This is a genomic window from uncultured Imperialibacter sp., from assembly GCF_963974565.1.
Lineage (GTDB): Bacteria > Bacteroidota > Bacteroidia > Cytophagales > Cyclobacteriaceae > Imperialibacter > Imperialibacter roseus.
Map to the genome: position 1 here is coordinate 427,194 of NZ_CAXBCJ010000002.1, position 17,813 is coordinate 445,006.

General features: G+C 45.8%; 16 protein-coding genes. 12 read left to right on the forward strand and 4 right to left on the reverse strand.

All coding sequences use genetic code 11. The features are described 5' to 3' along the window. Window positions 1-7: 7 nt before the first annotated feature. Window positions 8-1,138, reverse strand: coding sequence for a PQQ-dependent sugar dehydrogenase (locus AAC052_RS04570; protein ID WP_339811317.1), 1,131 nt, complete (start codon window positions 1,136-1,138; stop codon window positions 8-10). A 265-nt stretch (window positions 1,139-1,403) separates the two neighbouring features. On the opposite strand from AAC052_RS04570, the gene treF reads away from it, so the two are divergent. The 5 genes from treF (at window position 1,404) to AAC052_RS04595 (ending at window position 8,192) form a co-directional block, all read left to right on the forward strand. Next, complete coding sequence (treF, locus tag AAC052_RS04575) at window positions 1,404-3,014, forward strand: alpha,alpha-trehalase TreF (protein ID WP_339811319.1); 1,611 nt, start codon at window positions 1,404-1,406, stop codon at window positions 3,012-3,014. Between the two features lie 52 nt (window positions 3,015-3,066). After that, window positions 3,067-3,954, forward strand: coding sequence for a 3-hydroxybutyryl-CoA dehydrogenase (locus AAC052_RS04580; protein WP_339811320.1), 888 nt, complete (start codon window positions 3,067-3,069; stop codon window positions 3,952-3,954). 102 nt (window positions 3,955-4,056) lie between these two features. Further along, window positions 4,057-5,145, forward strand: coding sequence for a hypothetical protein (locus AAC052_RS04585; protein ID WP_339811321.1), 1,089 nt, complete (start codon window positions 4,057-4,059; stop codon window positions 5,143-5,145). A 23-nt stretch (window positions 5,146-5,168) separates the two neighbouring features. After that, window positions 5,169-6,953, forward strand: coding sequence for an IPT/TIG domain-containing protein (locus AAC052_RS04590; protein WP_339811322.1), 1,785 nt, complete (start codon window positions 5,169-5,171; stop codon window positions 6,951-6,953). A 63-nt stretch (window positions 6,954-7,016) separates the two neighbouring features. Beyond that, window positions 7,017-8,192: a porin family protein gene (locus tag AAC052_RS04595; protein ID WP_339811325.1), complete on the forward strand. Its 1,176-nt coding sequence runs from the start codon at window positions 7,017-7,019 to the stop codon at window positions 8,190-8,192. A 37-nt stretch (window positions 8,193-8,229) separates the two neighbouring features. Here AAC052_RS04595 and AAC052_RS04600 read toward each other — a convergent pair whose 3' ends face one another. Further along, on the reverse strand, window positions 8,230-9,453 hold the full coding sequence (locus tag AAC052_RS04600) for an NAD(P)/FAD-dependent oxidoreductase (protein ID WP_339811327.1): 1,224 nt from the start codon (window positions 9,451-9,453) through the stop codon (window positions 8,230-8,232). A gap of 88 nt (window positions 9,454-9,541) precedes the next feature. Between AAC052_RS04600 and AAC052_RS04605 the strand changes: the two genes are divergently transcribed. Further along, window positions 9,542-10,576 (forward strand): DNA/RNA non-specific endonuclease, encoded by a 1,035-nt coding sequence (locus AAC052_RS04605; RefSeq protein ID WP_339811329.1) that lies wholly within the window; start codon window positions 9,542-9,544, stop codon window positions 10,574-10,576. Beyond that, window positions 10,573-11,286 carry a hypothetical protein gene (locus AAC052_RS04610; RefSeq protein ID WP_317491966.1) on the forward strand — a complete coding sequence of 238 codons (714 nt, stop codon included), beginning with the start codon at window positions 10,573-10,575 and terminating at the stop codon, window positions 11,284-11,286. The genes AAC052_RS04605 and AAC052_RS04610 overlap by 4 nt, the downstream gene beginning before the upstream one ends. 7 nt (window positions 11,287-11,293) lie before the next feature. Here the strand turns inward: AAC052_RS04610 and AAC052_RS04615 are convergent, their stop codons facing one another. Both AAC052_RS04615 and AAC052_RS04620 read right to left on the reverse strand, forming a co-directional pair. Further along, window positions 11,294-11,899, reverse strand: a complete 606-nt coding sequence (locus AAC052_RS04615) for a tetratricopeptide repeat protein (protein WP_339811331.1) — start codon at window positions 11,897-11,899, stop codon at window positions 11,294-11,296. Between the two features lie 94 nt (window positions 11,900-11,993). After that, window positions 11,994-12,806, reverse strand: coding sequence for a 2,3,4,5-tetrahydropyridine-2,6-dicarboxylate N-succinyltransferase (locus AAC052_RS04620; RefSeq protein WP_339811333.1), 813 nt, complete (start codon window positions 12,804-12,806; stop codon window positions 11,994-11,996). A gap of 486 nt (window positions 12,807-13,292) precedes the next feature. Here AAC052_RS04620 and AAC052_RS04625 point away from each other — a divergent pair, with 486 nt between their 5' ends. The 5 genes from AAC052_RS04625 (at window position 13,293) to AAC052_RS04645 (ending at window position 17,812) form a co-directional block, all read left to right on the forward strand. Then, a complete protein-coding gene (locus AAC052_RS04625; RefSeq protein WP_339811334.1) occupies window positions 13,293-13,979 on the forward strand; it encodes a glycosyltransferase in 687 nt (228 codons plus the stop codon). A gap of 126 nt (window positions 13,980-14,105) precedes the next feature. After that, window positions 14,106-14,762: a metal-dependent transcriptional regulator gene (locus tag AAC052_RS04630; protein WP_317491970.1), complete on the forward strand. Its 657-nt coding sequence runs from the start codon at window positions 14,106-14,108 to the stop codon at window positions 14,760-14,762. 2 nt (window positions 14,763-14,764) lie between these two features. After that, window positions 14,765-15,697 (forward strand): zinc ABC transporter substrate-binding protein, encoded by a 933-nt coding sequence (locus tag AAC052_RS04635; RefSeq protein ID WP_339811336.1) that lies wholly within the window; start codon window positions 14,765-14,767, stop codon window positions 15,695-15,697. Between the two features lie 9 nt (window positions 15,698-15,706). Then, window positions 15,707-16,501 carry a metal ABC transporter ATP-binding protein gene (locus AAC052_RS04640; RefSeq protein ID WP_339811337.1) on the forward strand — a complete coding sequence of 265 codons (795 nt, stop codon included), beginning with the start codon at window positions 15,707-15,709 and terminating at the stop codon, window positions 16,499-16,501. A gap of 21 nt (window positions 16,502-16,522) precedes the next feature. Further along, window positions 16,523-17,812, forward strand: coding sequence for an iron chelate uptake ABC transporter family permease subunit (locus AAC052_RS04645; RefSeq protein WP_339811340.1), 1,290 nt, complete (start codon window positions 16,523-16,525; stop codon window positions 17,810-17,812). Window position 17,813: the final 1 nt, after the last annotated feature.

Consider the following 17,813-nt stretch of genomic DNA (forward strand, 5'->3'; position numbering starts at 1 on the left):
TCGTTTGTTATTTCGGCATTAACCGGATAATCTGCCCCGGCCCTTCCGTTGAAACATAAAGGTAGCCATCAGGCCCCTGAGCTACGTCACGGATACGGCCCACACCATTCAACAGACGCTCTTCTTTCAACACCTTGCCGTCTTTTATTTCGAGCCTTGCTAGGGTTTGTCCCGCCAAAGCACCCACAAACAGGTTGCCTTTCCATTCAGGATATTTGTCGCTCGTCACGAAATCCATACCGCAAGGAGCAATAGATGGCACCCAGTAATGAATAGGCTGCTCCATGCCGTCTTTTGCCTTGTCGTTGCTGATGATGCTGCCATCATAGTCGATGCCGTAAGTAATTCTTGGCCAGCCGTAGTTTTTTGCCTTGCGAACGATGTTTACTTCGTCACCGCCTCTCGGGCCATGTTCGTGCTCAAACAGTTCGCCTGTGGTCGGGTGAAATTTTAGTCCCTGAGGATTCCTGTGGCCATAGCTCCAAATGGTAGTTTTGGCATCAGGTATCCGCACATAGGGGTTGTCTTCCGGCACTCTTCCATCATCAAAAATTCTGTGGATCTTGCCACAATCATTGGTAAGCGTCTGCGCATTTTCCATTTCGCCTCTCTCTCCTACTGAAAAGAAAAGGTAGCCATCCTTATCAAACGCCATCCGTGCGCCAAAATGCTGTCCTTTCTCCGTCAAGGGACCTGCCTTAAATATTGTCTCCTGACTTGTCAGTTCGTTGCCTGAAAGCTTCCCTCTAATGATGACGGTATTGGCTCCGCCTTCACCTGGCCCGGCGTAGCTGATGTATATCCATCCCGTACTTGCATAGTTAGGGTGAAGTTCTACATCAAACAGACCACCCTGGCCTTTAGTAGACACAGCAGGAATGCCTTTGATTTCGGTTTTCTCTTTGCTGCCTTTGGCGATCTTCCAAAGCTTGCCCGGCTTATCGGCCACCAGCATATCGCCGTTGGGCAGCCAGGCCATCGACCAGGCACTTTCAAAGCCTTTGGCAAACACTTCTGTTTCAAAAGCAAAAGGTGCCTTTTCTTTTGTCTCAGCGCTGTTGCTCAGCCTTCGGCTAAATCCGGTGATAATTAGTAGTGATGCCAGGAAGGCAAGGGCGTAGATATTTTTTTTCTTCATGTTTATTAAAGGTCTCGCAGTTTAACTGGGATAAGCACTCAATTGTTACATTTCAGGAGTCAGGAGTCCTAGCTGTGATGAAAAAATCTCTTGACTGATCGTGGGCCGGCACTCCTAAGAAATGTCAGCTTTTGTAAAAATAGGACAATTCTGGCTGAGATTGGTCTGCTTTGGATAATTTTACATTTTATGACAATTTTAAATGAGTTAAAGACTTCACTTTGAGAAGTAAATGACCGTCATGATTCTTACCAAAAGCCAACCTATGCAACGTACCATTTGGAAGTACACCCAGCTATTATTCTTAGCCCTGCTTTTTGCTTGTCAGCCCAGCGACCAGTCGTCAAATGTTGACGTCAATGCCTACTACAGCCCCAATGAAGACCTGGGAGTGCTTTTTCACGACGTACAAATGGCGCAAATTTTTTCTGACTCAAAAACATTTGTGGACAGTGACCCCTTGCGGCCAGCCGGCGAAATTGTGGCTGAGTACATGGAGAAAAAAGATCAACCCGGCTTTAGCCTTGGCGAGTTTGTAAGCGCCAATTTCAGAAAGCCGAAGCCAAGAGGCGCTGATTACGTACCCGACACCACAAAAACCTTTACCGAAATACTCACGGAAAAATGGGATTACCTCACCCGCTCCCCAGATGAAAAGAGTTATAGCTCGCTGATTCCCCTGCCCTACAAATACGTGGTGCCTGGCGGACGCTTTGGCGAAATCTACTATTGGGACAGCTATTTCACCATGCTGGGCCTTCAGGTGTCCGGTCGGGAAGACCTGATGGAGAACATGCTGGACAACTTTGCCTACCTGATCGACTCCATCGGCTTTATTCCCAACGGCAACCGCACTTACTTTCTCAGCCGCTCCCAGCCGCCTTTCTTCGCTGCTATGGTGAACCTGCTGGCTGACTCAAAAGGTGATTCAGCAGTGGTGAAGTACCTGCCAGCTCTTGAGAAAGAGTATGCTTTCTGGATGGATGGCAAAGAGACCCTCAACCAGGGCAACCCTGCCTACCGCAGGGTGGTGATGGTAGATAACGGCCTCATAATGAACCGCTATTTCGATGACAGACCGGAGCCAAGACCCGAATCGTACAGAGAAGACGTAGAGCTGGCCGAGGGGCTTAGCGAAAATCAGAAGGTAGAACTGTACACTAACCTACGGGCAGGCTGCGAATCGGGCTGGGACTTCAGCACCCGCTGGTTTGCCATTGCTGGTGATTTCAAAACGATCGTTACCACAGAAATCCTGCCGGTGGACCTGAATAGTCTCATGTACAACCTGGAGTCAACCATTTCCAGGCTGAAGGCTTTTGCTGGAGATGAGGATGGAGCACAACAGTTTGATCAACTGGCCAGCGATCGAAAGTCGCTCATCCTCCAGTACTTCTGGAATGACGAAAAAAACTACTTTGTTGATTATCACTGGCCGTCTGCGGCGCAAAGAAACTTTATCACTCCTGCAGGCATGTATCCTCTTTATTTCGGACTGGCAGACAACACCCAGGCTCAAAAAGTTGAGGGGGCAGTAAGGCGCAGTCTGCTGAAGCCAGGTGGAATTACCACGACCAACATTATCTCAGGTCAGCAATGGGACGCCCCGAATGGCTGGGCTCCTTTGCAATGGATGACCATCTATGGTTTTCGCAGGTATGGCAACGACCTGCTAGCAGATCAGATAAGCGAAAGGTGGCTTACATTGAACTCACGTGTGTTTGACAAGACTGGCAAGATGATGGAGAAATACAACGTGCTCGACCTGAGCCTCGATGCAGGAGGCGGAGAATATCCTACGCAGGATGGATTTGGATGGAGCAACGGCGTTGTGTTGCGCCTGCTTCACGACGAAAGAATCGACAACAACAGGTAAGCTTTTCAATATCCTTTTTAGTTTTGCCGTCAAAGCATTAACCCTACATAGAATGAAGAATATAGCAGTGATTGGATCAGGCACCATGGGCAACGGCATCGCTCATGTTTTTGCATTGAAAGGCTTTAAAGTGGCACTTGTCGACGTATCGGCGGCGGCCCTTGAGAAAGCAAAAGCCACCATAGCAAAGAACCTCGATCGCCAGGTAAGCAAGGAGCTGATCAGTGAGACCGAGAAAGCAACGGCGCTCTCCAACATTACCACCTTCACTGAAACTGCCAAAGGTGTTGCGCAAGCTGACCTTGTAGTGGAAGCAGCCACAGAGAAAATGGACATCAAGCTGGAGATTTTCCGGCAACTGGATCAACTCACCCCGGCAAGCTGCCTGTTGGCCTCCAACACTTCTTCGATTTCCATTACTAAAATCGCTTCGGTCACTTCAAGGCCCGATAAAGTGATAGGCATGCATTTCATGAACCCTGTGCCTGTAATGAAGCTGGTCGAGGTTATTCGTGGCTATGCCACCAGCGATGAAGTGACAAAGCAAGTGTTGGAGCTGTCACGGACTCTAGACAAGATCCCGACTGAGGTAAACGACTATCCAGGCTTTGTGGCCAACCGAATTCTGATGCCAATGATCAACGAGGCCATCTATTCTTTGTACGAAGGCGTGGCTGGTGTGGAAGAGATAGACACCGTAATGAAGCTGGGCATGGCTCACCCAATGGGCCCACTACAACTGGCTGACTTCATTGGACTGGATGTGTGTCTTTCTATCCTCAAGGTGATGTACGATGGCTTCGGCAACCAAAAATATGCCCCCTGCCCTTTGCTTGTCAACATGGTGACTGCTGGCAAGCTGGGGGTCAAAGCTGGAGAAGGGTTTTATCAGTATACAGCTGGGTCGAAGGAATTGGTGGTGGCGGGGAGGTTTAGGTAGCACTTAATTCAAACGCAACTTCAATTGCGTCAATAGTTTTTTGCTTTTCCGAAGAAATAAGATCATTATTGAGTTAGCCTTAATTTCTTCCATTTAAACTAGATGAAAAGAGCCCTTTTTACATTATGTATTCTGATACTTAGTCGGCTAGCAATTTCTCAGTCAAATGGATATATAGTTAAAGGCGATACTGCTTTTATTGGCGGAAAGATAAAATTTGATAGAAACAGCCCCAACAAAGTCCTATTTTACACAGCTAACAAGAAATCTCCTATAATATACAATGCTGACAGTCTTTCCGAATTCGGCTACAAGGACAGCACCAGGTTTGTAGCCAAAGAAACAAGGGATAGCGATAAAATTACTAGGGTCTTTTTAGAAGTTCTTGAAGAAGGAGAGCTAACACTCTATAAGAATGGAGCGATGTTTTTCTTCGAAGATCAAAACCAGTTGACAAGTCTTTCAAAAAACGACTATCTCAACTATTTAGCGGACAAATCGATTCGCTGCGCTAAATGGGTTGATCAACACAGACTTGTCAAGTATAATACAAAATCACTTTCACATTTTGCCAGACTTTACAACCAGAATAGTTGCCTAAACATTCCGAGCACAAGTTATGGTTTTATAGCAGGATTTGGGGCGTCTAGCTTGTTCCTTGGTGAAACTGCATATCCGGAAAATACTTTCGGAGGGTATAAAATCAATTGCAAAACTTTATCGCTTGGCGTTTTCTACGAATTACCTTTCTGGCACTCGAAACGACTATCATTTTTCAACCAACTACAGGTTGCCCAAGAAACTTTCATCATAGAACTTTTTTCCAGCACAGTCAATCAGGATGTTAAAGTTGAGCTTGTCAATTTGCAGTTGATAGTAGCTCCAAAATATGAAATCAATATAAATAGACTTACTCCTTTTGCTTATTTTGGGCCTACGGGAATGTTCAATGTGAAATCAAAAAGCGAAGTGTTTCAGGCACGAGTTCAGGAAAAATTCATTGAGTTTGAGAAGTATAATGATTCCATCAATATTCAAAAGTCTTTATTCGGTTATTGCTTTGGCGTGGGTTCAGAGTTCCATTTTTCAACATCAAACTATGTTTCGTTTGAAATCAATAATTCTATGGTCTACGCAACTCGGGAAACAAATCTGAGAAACTTGACACTCACGCTTAAAGCCAATCTTTGATACGCCATTTTCAATATATGGTAATGAATGCCATACTAATATGCTTCAATGGCTGTTCTAGTGAAGTAGAATTCCCACTGAAAAAAGATTATTTGGTCTTAGAAACTCTTCCCTACGAGGCTTTAGATAAGAGGGGAGTAACTCTTAACGCAAAATTAGTCGGAGAGCACACAGGTAATATTTCTGAAGTGGGATTTATTTGGGGGGATGTTGAGACAAGTTTTAAGTATCCAACTATTCTGGAAAAAAACGCCTTTAGCCTGCGACTAGAGAGTGACCTATCAAACGGAAAAGATTATGGCTACCAAGCCTATGTAAAAATTGACAGCCTTCTATTATTGGGCAACCGTTTAATTTTTAGCAGCTTGGGCACAATCGACCCTACCATTGGTGATTTCTACCCTAAGTCTGGCTTTGTTGGAGATACAGTAACAATACATGGAAATTACTTTTCTCTCAATCGGGAAAGGATAGAAGTGACTCTGAACGACTATGTTTGCCAAATTGTCTCTGCGGATGTTAAACACATTTCCGTCATCGTTCCTTACAATATCGTTTACCATTCAGGTCAACTACCTCTAAAAGTACAAAGTGGCAATACCCAAATTATGGCCAAGGAGTCATTTCTTATCGAGGGCTTCCAGATTACAGAAGTCAATCCTGACCATGGTATTGTCGGCGAAACCCTCATCGACATTAGTGGAATAACTATTGAAACGATGCCGAATTCAATTGAAGTTTACTTCGGAAACCACAAAGCAGAAGAAGTGACAAGAATAGGAAATACAATTAGAGCACGTCTTCCTTATCAGATGTCGAGCGGCTCTTATCAAGTGTCTGTCAAGCTCGATAGCACACAAGTAATTTCAAACTCTACAATTGAAGTGCTTTCTCGCTGGCAAAAAATTAACGACTTTCCAAGTGACGGTCGAGTCCTTGGGAATTTGATTCCTGTAGGAAATGTCGCCTATTACCTTTTTGGTTCTACCAGCTTAAATAGCGACATATACTTCAATGAAATTTGGAGGTATTCTTTTGATTCAGACGAGTGGGCTCTTCAGGGCAACTTTCCGGGTCAGGCAAGGGGTGGTGCAATAACGTTCAACATCAATGGAATTATATACTACGGCTTGGGTGTTACTGGTGCCAATGGATTTTTTAATGATTTTTGGAAATACAACCCCGCTGTTAACCAGTGGACACGACTTAAGAATTTTACTGGCCCGCCGAAAGTGAAATCCCAATTCTTATCAATGTCAGGAAATGGCTATGTCATTGGATCGAGCTACTACGACGGTGGCATAAAAGAAATATGGCGCTATGATCCAGCTTTGGATCAGTGGGACATGCTAGGTGAAATTGGCATTGCCAATGGGATAAATAATCAGGACGCAACCTTCACTTACAAAGGAGAAATCTATGTCGTCGACATTAGTAACCCGAAAAGCCGCCCCGTAAAGGTCTTTAAGTTTTCTCCCGGTACTCCTAGTATTTTTGAGGAAATAGCCACTTTGCCATTTGGCCCACCAGCTATCCAAACAATGCCAATAGTATTTGTATTGAATAATAAACTTTACTTGGAAAACACGTCACGATTTCAAACTAAAACAGGCTGGCAAACCGAGACGCAAATGTTCACCCTCAATCTTGAAAGTATTGAATGGGCCAGAATCGAGAACTTCCCTGAAGCACTTTCTGCCTACCAGAACTCCTTTTCGTATAATAATTATGGGTATGTTGGATTTATCAGTCCAACCGGGGCCGACGTAACAAAAAAAATCTGGAGATACGACGCAACAATACAGTAACTATTTATCAGTAAATATGATTAATTCGCTATAAATCAGGATGTAAAACTATAATTAAACTTGATGAAGAATTTATATTTCCTTCTTTTTTTATTTGCTCTTCTGGCGAACCACAACCTACTTTCACAAGACTTCAATTCGGTTTCAGGCTATATAGTCAAAGTAACCGGTGACACTATCAATGGATCGATAAAGCGAAGAAGTGATCTCAACGAGCAAGTGGCATTTCGGGCTTCGGGGAGCCAGCAATATACTGATCTCACACCCAGTGAATTACAGAGTTATTACTTTGACGGAGGCTACTTTTATGAAACAATGACAATCCCAAGCCTTGGCAAACGATTTGCCCTTCGTTTATTCAACGGAGAAATCAGCCTTTTTCAAATTGAAGAAAAACTATATGTAAGAAAAAAAGGTAGCGAAGAGGTCATTGAACTGTTACATGAAGAAGATAAAAAACAGGACTTCAAACTAATCGAAGACAAACGTTATATAAGGACGCTACTTTTTTTAACATCTGATTGCCCCTCAGTTAAAGGAAAAATAGAGACTGTGTCATATAACGCAAGTAACATTTCAAAGGTGCTGGCGTCCTATCAGAACTGCATTGCGCCCAATTCTCAGAAAAGCGATAAAGACATTAGCAAAACAAAGCTATTTTTTGGGGTAAGGGCAGGAGCTGCCATAAACCGACTGGCCTACTTTGTAGACAGCAAGAACAATTTGTATTATGATCATCGTTTCGATTCAAAAATCGGCTTCCTAATAGGGCCATTTTTAAACATGGTCCTTACTGATAAGTTGTCGGTGCAAACAGAAATTATTCTTGCAACAAAGGCTTCCTACCTTTCCGATGTGTTATTTGTTTACTCAGGCCAACCTTGGTATGATGAAACGAATGTGGCAGTATCGTACATTGAATTGCCTATAAGTTTTAAGTATACCCTTCCAACTCAAAACATTAAGCCTTACATTCTGGCAGGAGGAAGTTTCGGTTTTAAGGTTGCAGATAGCTCCACGAGAATATATCATGAAATTGAAAGGGAAGTTGAAATTAGCCAAGACATGCTTGGTCTTCAGTTTGGTGTCGGCCTTAGCAAGAACCTAAAGAGTGGACGAAAAATAGATTTTGGATACAGATTCTGCCCTACCCTGATCAATCGTTCTTACTTCGATTACAAGGCCAGATGGATAGCACAACAGATTGGCGTAAGCTATGCCTTCCCACTAAACAATTAAGTAATTTGCGACCGATTGATAAGTCAAATCTGAACTACTAGCGGCTTATTTCCCTCGCAGCTACCCACCCCCCTGACCACGCATTCTGAAAATTAAAGCCACCGGTAATGCCATCAATATCAAGTACCTCGCCAGCGAAGTAGAGGCCGGGAACGATTCTGCTCTCCATGGTAGTGGGGTTTACTTCATCCAGGCTCACACCTCCACAGGTAACAAATTCTTCTTTGAAAGTTGTTTTGCCATCCATATCGAATGCGCAGCGTATCAGCATCTCGCACAGCCTGTTCTTATCTTTTTTGGATAAATCCAGCCACCGCCTTTCTGGCGCAATCCCGGCTCTTTCAACTATTTTTTCCCACAAGCGACCTGGCAAACCGTACATTGGGTTTCCAAAAACTACCTTTTTGGGGCTCTGCGCAGCATGTGATTCTATCTCACCCCGCAAGGCTTCTTCTTTCTTGTCGCCCAACCAGTTCACCAGAAACAGTGACTTATAGCCAATTTCCGCCAGATCCCTGGCGCCCCACGCTGAAAGGCGCAAAACAGCTGGGCCGCTGAAGCCCCAGTGCGTGATCAGCAGCGGGCCTGTTGCCGCCAGCCCACGGCCAGCCACCTTTACTTCCGCAGATGGCACCGCCACTCCGGAAAGCTCTTTCAGCCCACCTTCCGGCACATTGAATGTAAAAAGAGACGGAACGGGCGGCACAATAGTGTGCCCGAGTGCCTTGACCCAGCTAAACCCATCTTCTTTGGGCTGCCCACCGATGGTGACCAATATTTTAACGGCCTCAAGCGTTGCGGTTTCACTTTTCACGAGGAAACTTCCCGAAGTCCTTTCCAATGCCTTTACAGCAAAATGAGGGATAAGCTCGACCTTATACTTTTCCGCCTCCTTCAACAAGCAATCAATAACTGTCTGCGACGAGTTGGTCACCGGAAACATTCGTCCGTCAGCTTCCACTTTCAATGGCACCCCTCTTTCTTCAAACCATTTCACTGTGTCCCGGGCATCGAACTGATCAAATACCTTTTTAAGGAACTTACCACCTCTTGGATAATACTTTACAAGTTGCGAGGCATACTGGCAGTCGTGAGTCACATTGCAGCGACCGCCGCCCGACACTTTTACCTTCCCGAGCCACTTACTGGTCTTTTCTACCACTGCGACATTCAAGCCGGGATTTTGTATGCAGGCATTCACCGCACCGAAAATCCCAGCTGCACCTCCTCCTACTACTACCAGATCGTACCTGACTGCCATTTGCAAATTTCCTTGTAAGAAGGCACGAAAATACGGGATTCATTCAAACAGATAAATTAGATTTGTCTTTAGAGATCAAAAAGCACCAATGGCTAAGAAAAAAGCTCCTGCGAAAAAAAGAACCACCCGTAAATCGTCTAAAGACTCAGGAAGCAATTCGGGGCTCATACTCGCAATTGTGATGATCCTGGTAATAGGACTGGCATGGTATTTAAAAAATAATGATGGCCTGCCTGACTTTCTTCAGACAGGGCGCAAGCAGCAACAGACCGAAGAATCCCCTAAAAAGCCCTCCAAACCGGTTGAGAAAAAGGAGTCTGCCAAAAAGCAGTCAACTCAAAAGCCTGCAAAACGGGAGTCAAATGAGGAGAAGTCATCAGCCAACAAACCAGCTGAGGAGGCGGGAAAACCCACCGATTACAACCATTACTACTACACCACCTCCTTTGATTTCGCCTGGCCAGCTTACAGCCAGGACGACCTCATTGTAGAACACGAAGGGTACACCCTTGCTTACGACGAGGATATCGAACAGCCCAAGTGGGTGGCGTACCGTCTGACGGCAGAAAACATTAGCAAAAATGTGGCTCAACGAAAGGATAACTTTAGGCCGGACAAGGACGTGCGGACTGAGTCTGCAACCTTAGCAGACTATAAAGGGTCTGGGTATGACAGAGGGCATCTGGCGCCAGCCGCCGATTTTAGCTGGTCACAGTCTGCTATGGATGGCACCTTCTTTCTTAGCAACATGAGCCCTCAGGACCCTTCTTTCAATCGGGGAATTTGGAAACAGTTGGAGGAAAAGGTCAGGGGTTGGGGAATGAGAGACAAAGAGCTTTTTGTAGTGGTGGGCCCAATCGTAGAAGGTGGAGCCAAGAAAATAGGCAAGAACAAAGTGGCTGTTCCTCAAAAGTTTTACAAAATTGTTCTGGATATTTCTGAACCCGAGCTGAAGGCAATTGGTTTTGTGATGGAGAATAAGGCCTCAACCCTCGGAATAATGGAATATACAGTGACTATTGACTCCATCGAAAAGATCACGGGGCTGGATTTCTTCCCGATGATTCCTGATGATCTGGAAAAGAAATTGGAGAGCACAATTAATAAAAACCTCTGGAAATGAGAAGTTGGACAATGAAAAGCGTGGTATTCTGCCTATTGATCATCTCATCGTATAGTGGGTGGGCTCAAACTAGTCAGGGCCGTGCCAAAGCATTGCTCGAAGAGGCCAAGGGTTATATGGCCAAAGAAGATTATCGGGCTGCTGACAAAAAGTTTCGCCAGATTCTCTCTCTCAACGAAGTAGTGCCCACTGAGGCGTTGTACTTTTTCGCTTTCACGTTAGAAAAAAACCACCAACTTCAAAGCAGCCGCAATTTCCTTAATAAGTACACAGACCTTACCGGAAAGTCCGGTGAGTATTTCAATGAAGCCAAAATGCTGCAAAACAGGCTTGATGTGCTTGCAAGGGAGATTGAAGCCTGTGAATATTGTGACAATGATGGATTCAGACTGATCACCTGCAGCCAGTGCGATGGTTCGGGGCACATCGATGACAAGTGCCCGCTATGTCACGGTTTTGGAGAGATCACCTGCCACAAATGCCTGGGTGAAGGCGTTCAAATTTCCAAAAATCAGTTTGGAGATAATGTTTATAAAACGTGCGATGTCTGTGCAGGCAAAGGCAAAGAAACCTGTACCCAATGCCATGGTGAAAAGCATGTGGTGCAGGACTGCCCTCGTTGCAACGGGCTGGGAAGGAGTGGATCGGACTTGCTTTGTAACCACAAAGAACACTTCATAATCCCTTCAATGACTCAAATCAAAAACTAAAGGTTTCTTACTTGCAATACTGAGAAAGTGCCTCGTCTGCATCTTTCACGCCCAGTGACTTTGCCGTCTTAAAATCATTGCAGGCATTGCTCCCCTGCTTAAGATTGATTTTCAAAGCTCCCCTGTACAAGTAGGCCTCTCCAAGGTTATTATTAAGGCTAATGGCATTATTGTAACCTCCCATCGCCTCCTTCATCATGCCTTGCAGGTGATAGCTCCGTCCAAGAAGAAAATAAGCCTGTGAATTGGACTCGTCGATTTCAACAGCTTTTCCGAAATTAAAGGCTGCATTGTCATACTGCCCGTCTCTGTAATAGTATTGTCCAATGCTCAGGAGCGCTGCCACATTCTTGCCGTCAAGCTCAAGGGCTTTTCTGAAGGCCTCAAGCGCCTTATTATACTGCCCCAACTCCTCATAAGATCGCCCCTTGTTGTATACCGATTTTACGTGCGTTGGATTGAGTGACAAATACTGGTCGTAGGCCTCAATGGCTTCCTTGTATTGTCCTTTTTCAAAAAGCAGGTCTCCCTTCACCACAGCTTCGTCTTTGCACGAAACCAGAAACACCATGACTACTAAAAATCCCTTCAGGAAATTTCTATTCAAACTCATCTGACAACTTTGAGATAATAAAATTGGTTGCACCCTTCCAAAATGAAGGTGCAAATAAAGTGAAAATAATTAAGTAGGCAGAATTGATTGTATGTTACACAGCAACGTCGTTCTCACGCAAAGCACTATTCAGCGACGTCTTTTTATCTGTGCTTTCTTTTCTCTTTCCTATAATCAACGCACAGGGCACCTGAAACGTGCCGGCTGGGAACTTCTTGGGAATTGTTCCTGGTATTACTACCGAACGCTCAGGTACATACCCTTTATACTCCATTGGCTCACTACCAGAAACGTCAATGATTTTGGAGCTTCCGGTCAGCACCACGTTAGCACCAAGCACAGCCTCTTTGCCAATCCTGATACCCTCTACGATGATGCACCGTGAACCAATAAATGCATTGTCCTCCACGATAACAGGGGCCGCCTGAACAGGCTCCAGCACGCCGCCAATTCCGACTCCTCCACTTAGGTGAACGTTCTTCCCGATCTGCGCACAACTCCCCACCGTTGCCCAGGTGTCCACCATCGTGCCCTCATCTACATAGGCACCAATGTTCACATAGCTTGGCATCATTACCACGCCTGCGCTCAAGTAAGAACCGTAGCGAGCCACGGCATTTGGCACCACCCTCACACCCAATTTATCGTAGCCAGTCTTTAGCTTGATCTTGTCGTGATACGAGAACGGTCCTACCTCAATGGCCTGCATTTTCATCAGAGGAAAATAGAGAATTACTGCCTTCTTGATCCACTCATTCACGACCCACTCATCTCCTACTTTTTCAGCCACACGACGGATCCCTTTGTCAAGATCGTCGACAATTGTTTTGATGGCAATTGCCGTTTCCTTGTCTTGCAAAGTTGCCCGGTCGTCCCACGCATTCTCTATTAATTCTCTTAATTCCATTCAGTAGAAATTCTATTAAATTATCTTCGGCCGAAGGAATCGGATTTCCTTAGCGCCATGTTAAAAAAACAAATTGTGATTGGTTCGGTATTGAAACCTGTGGATGACATACGTCACTATCACAAGCTTGCCCTATCAATGACGAAAACAAATAAATATGGTTTTAATATCATAGGATTCAATTCGAAAAATCACTCCACCCACCCCGATATTATATTTATCCCTCTCTTTCACTTTAAAAGAATCTCGTTAGGGAGACTATTCGCTCCTCTCAGATTTCTCTTGAAATTGATTAAACTAAAACCTGAAGCAATAATAGTTAATACATCTGAATTACTGCCTGTTAGTATTCTATACCAAATAATATTTGGTACCCGAATTGTGTATGATATTCAGGAAAATTATCAACTGAACATCAAATACCTTTCTCCTCTTCCCTCCTTTCTAAAACCTCTTGCAGCCGCATGGGTCAGAGGGGTTGAAACAATGAGCGCCCCATTTGTCAGGCATTTCATTCTGGCAGAAAACAGCTACACTTCACTACCCTTTATCGGTCACCGGTGGACTCTACTGCAAAACAAAGCGCTGCCCCTTCCTGCTCCTGCCGCCGGAAAGGGAGACCTCAACGCCCCGGTATTTCTTGTGTCGGGCACGCTGTCTCTCACCTATGGAATTCGGGAGGCCATCGACGCTTTTCTGAAAATTCACGAAACTATTCCCGGAAGCCAGCTGCACCTGTGTGGCAAGGTGCCCGATAAAAAGTCGATTCAATATGTTACTAAAACGACGAGCAATCACCCCTCGATCACGCTGACCGGAGGAGCCGATGGAGTGCCTTACGAGGCCATACAATCTGCCATTGCTCAAGCCGACTTTGGACTTGTCTTTTATCGTGACAACCCAGCCATCAACGAGTGCTTTCCTACCAGGATTTGGGAGTACATGTCCTATCGGCTGCCGATGATCATTCAGGAAGAAAGGATGTGGACCAACTACTGTCTGGAAAAAAAAGCAGCTGTTATTTTTAAATCCGGGCAAGCTTCGACTGGCGATTTTTTATCCATACTTGATAGCACCTTCTATCCTGCCACTATCGACTACAGCGACATCTACTGGACAGCTGAGGAACACAAGCTTACCGAGTTGGTTAACACGCTTACGTTGGATCGGTAACCACATGTTCAGGCCTCTTTGACCAAGGCGTGAACGTCTCTTCCTGTTTTTGCGTTACGATATCGGTTGAAAAATATTTTTAGATAACTCTAAAATATTTTTACCTTTGGATAAAAATAATTTGTAATGCTAAGCTTTGCCGAAGAAAACTACCTGAAAGCCATATTTCATTTGTCTGACAGCGGTGCTACTGAGGTGTCTACCAATGCTATTTCTGACCACATGAGCACGAAGCCTGCGTCGGTCAGCGACATGATCAGGAAGCTGGACGAAAAAGGGATGGTGACTTACAAAAAGTACTATGGGGTCAATATTTCCAAGAAAGGAAAAATGATGGCTTTGCAAGTCATTCGCAAGCACCGGCTTTGGGAAGTGTTTCTGGTTGATAAATTAAAATTCAATTGGGACGAAGTGCATGAAGTGGCCGAACAGCTGGAGCATATCAGGTCGGGGCTCCTTATCCAGCGCCTGGATGAGTTCCTCGATTACCCCAAAGTAGACCCTCATGGAGATCCTATTCCTGACGAAAACGGTGAGATGGCGGTTGCAAAAAAAACACCTCTGGACAAGGTTGAGGTGGGAGTCAAAGGGAAAATTGTAGCGGTTAATGACGAAGGCTCGTCCTTTTTACAATACCTCGATAAAATCGGTATCTACCTTGGTGCCAGACTGGAGGTAACCGGGCGGGTCGACTTTGATGGTTCCATGGAGATACTGATAGATAACAAACAAAAGGTGTTCATATCCAGAGAAGTGTCTCAAAACATTTTGATTACAGATTAAATATGAAAAAATTGATATTGAGAATAACCCTGTCAGTTGCAATCATCAACATACTGTTCTTTGGCTGCACCCAAACCAGCCAAAAAAGGCAGAAAGATGCGAAGCTCAAAGTGCTGGCGACTACGGGAATGATTTACGATGCCGTACTGAATATCGCAAAAGACTCCGTTGAAGCGGATGCCCTAATGGGGCCCGGCGTTGATCCTCACCTTTACAAAGCCACCCAGGGAGACCTCCAGCGACTATCAGCGGCCAACGTTGTTTTTTATAACGGCCTTCACCTTGAAGGGAAAATGGGTGAAGTGCTGGAGAAGCTGGGGCGGCTGAAGCCAGTCGTGGCAGTTTCGGAAGAAATACCAAAGAAAAGGCTTAGGGACACGCCTGTTTTCGCAGGAAACTATGACCCTCATATTTGGTTCAATGTTGACCTGTGGAAAAACGCCGTGCTGGAAGTTGGCAAGACGCTGAAAGAAAAAGACCCGGACAACGCCGCTTACTACCAGCAAAACCTGGACATCTATTTGAAAAAGCTTGATTCGCTTCATAGTTGGGTAAAGACAGAAATAGCCACCATTCCCGAAACCCAGAGGATTCTGGTTACTGCACATGATGCATTCGGCTACTTTGGCGATGCTTACAATATTGAAGTAAACGGGCTTCAGGGTATCTCCACACAATCAGAATTTGGCCTCAAAGACGTAGCCGACCTGGTGAACCTTATTGTTGACAGAAACGTCAAAGCTGTTTTTGTTGAGACTTCGGTATCTGAAAGAGCCATTAATGCGGTGGTAGACGGCTGCAGGCAGCGTGGACATAATGTAGTGATTGGTGGCAAGCTCTATTCCGACGCAATGGGCGAATTTGGCACACAAGACGGCACCTATATAGGTATGGTTACGGCGAATGTAAACACAATAGTATCCTCGTTAAAATAATCTGGTAAGATGAACATACATGCAGAAGATCCGATCATCGAAGTTCACGACCTCACAGTCAGCTACAGTCAAAAGCCTGTGCTGTGGGGAATTGATCTCTCTCTTCCCAAAGGCAGCCTGGTAGGGATTGTGGGGCCCAACGGCGCCGGTAAGTCAACCCTTATCAAGGCCATTATGGATCTCGTGCCGCTTAGCAGCGGTTATGTGAAGCTGTTTGACACACAACTTGACAACGTAAGAGAAAAGATCAGCTACGTGCCTCAGCGGGAGTCTGTCGACTGGGACTTTCCAGCATCGGTTAATGATGTAGTCATGATGGGCCGTTACGGAAAGCTGGGGCTTTTCAAAAGGCCACGTCAAGCCGACAGGGAGGTGGTGCAGGAGAGCATGCGTTTGGTCGGAATGGAAGCCTTTAAAAACAGGCAAATATCACAGCTGTCGGGTGGACAACAGCAGCGGGTGTTTCTGGCCCGGGCACTGGCGCAGCAGGCAGAGGTCTATTTTATGGATGAGCCATTTGCCGGTGTAGATGCGGCCACTGAAAAAGCAATTGTAGAGCTGCTGAGGAGAATGTCGAAAGAAGGTAAAACGGTAGTCGTGGTGCACCACGACTTGCAGTCCGTAGCCAAGTATTTCGACTGGCTCATTTTGCTGAACATGCGACTGGTGGCTTCCGGGCCAACGGTCGATGTGTTTAAAGAAGAGCTTTTGCAGGAAGCGTATGGAGGCAAGCTCACCATTCTGTCGGAAGTGGGAGACTTGCTTACGAAAGGGCGCTTCCCCAGCAGAGAGAAAACAGTGTAGGCAAACCAGGCGACCCTTATTATGGAAGACTTTCTCTATTTCTTTTCTTTTCAGGATCCCAACATCAGGTACGTGGTGGTGGGTTCGGTTCTACTGGCTATTAGTGCGGCCATTGTGGGTTGTTTTACCTTTCTCAAAAAAAGAGCCCTCATTGGAGACGCCGTTGCACATTCGGTTCTTCCCGGTGTATGTCTGGCCTTTGTTGTCACAGGAACCAAGAACCCCATTTACCTGATTATTGGAGCGTTCATCACAGGCTGGCTCTCTCTCCGGTTCATTGACATGATCGTCAGGTATTCCAAACTAAAAGAAGACACCGCCATCGGCCTCACCCTGTCGGTTTTTTTCGGCCTCGGCATTCTGATCCTTACGGCTATCCAGCATTCCGGTAACGCCAATCAAAGCGGACTGGATCAATTCCTGTTTGGCAAAGCAGCCTCTCTTGTTGGCCAGGACCTGATCGTGTTCGGGTCGGTCAGTATTATTTTGCTGCTGGTTGTCGGCCTCCTTTTCAAAGAGCTGACTCTTCTTGCCTTTGACGAACAGTTTGGCAAAGCCATTGGCATGCCTGTGAAAGGGCTGGAGCTCGTTTTGACAACCCTCACCGTGCTGGCCGTAGTTACCGGCATTCAGGCTGTGGGCGTGGTGCTAATGGCTGCCATGCTCATCACGCCCGCAGCGGCGGCCCGGTTCTGGACCGACAAGCTGACCACAATGGTGTTCCTGGCAGCACTCTTTGGGGCAGTTTCGGGTATTTCTGGCGCCTACATCTCTTTCGTGGCTCCTGCTATGCCTACAGGACCGTGGATTGTCCTGGTGATTTCCTTCATCGCCATGAGCTCGTTCTTCATTGCGCCTAGAAAGGGCATCCTGTACAAGCAATACCAGCAAAGAAAGTATCAAAAGCAGATCCTGGAGGAAAACATCCTCAAGGCATTTTTCCACCTGGGTGAGGCCGATGAACAATACTATGGCCACCGAAAGATAAGCGACCTGATCTCCCAACGACGTTTCGTAATGGGGCGGTTAAAAGGCGGCCTCCAAAAACTAGTGAGAAGCGGTTTCCTGAAGCAGGATCGGGAAGGCTGGGTACTTACCGAAGAGGGTAAAAACAAAGGGCAACGCATAGTGAAGCTTCACCGGCTTTGGGAGCTTTACCTGACCGAGTATTTGCGAATTGCGCCCGACCATGTGCACGATGAGGCCGAAACCATCGAGCATATCATAACGCCGGAAATAGAAGCCCGGCTGGAGAAGAAACTGAACTATCCGTCGGTTGATCCGCACAACGAAACCATACCTTACAGATAAG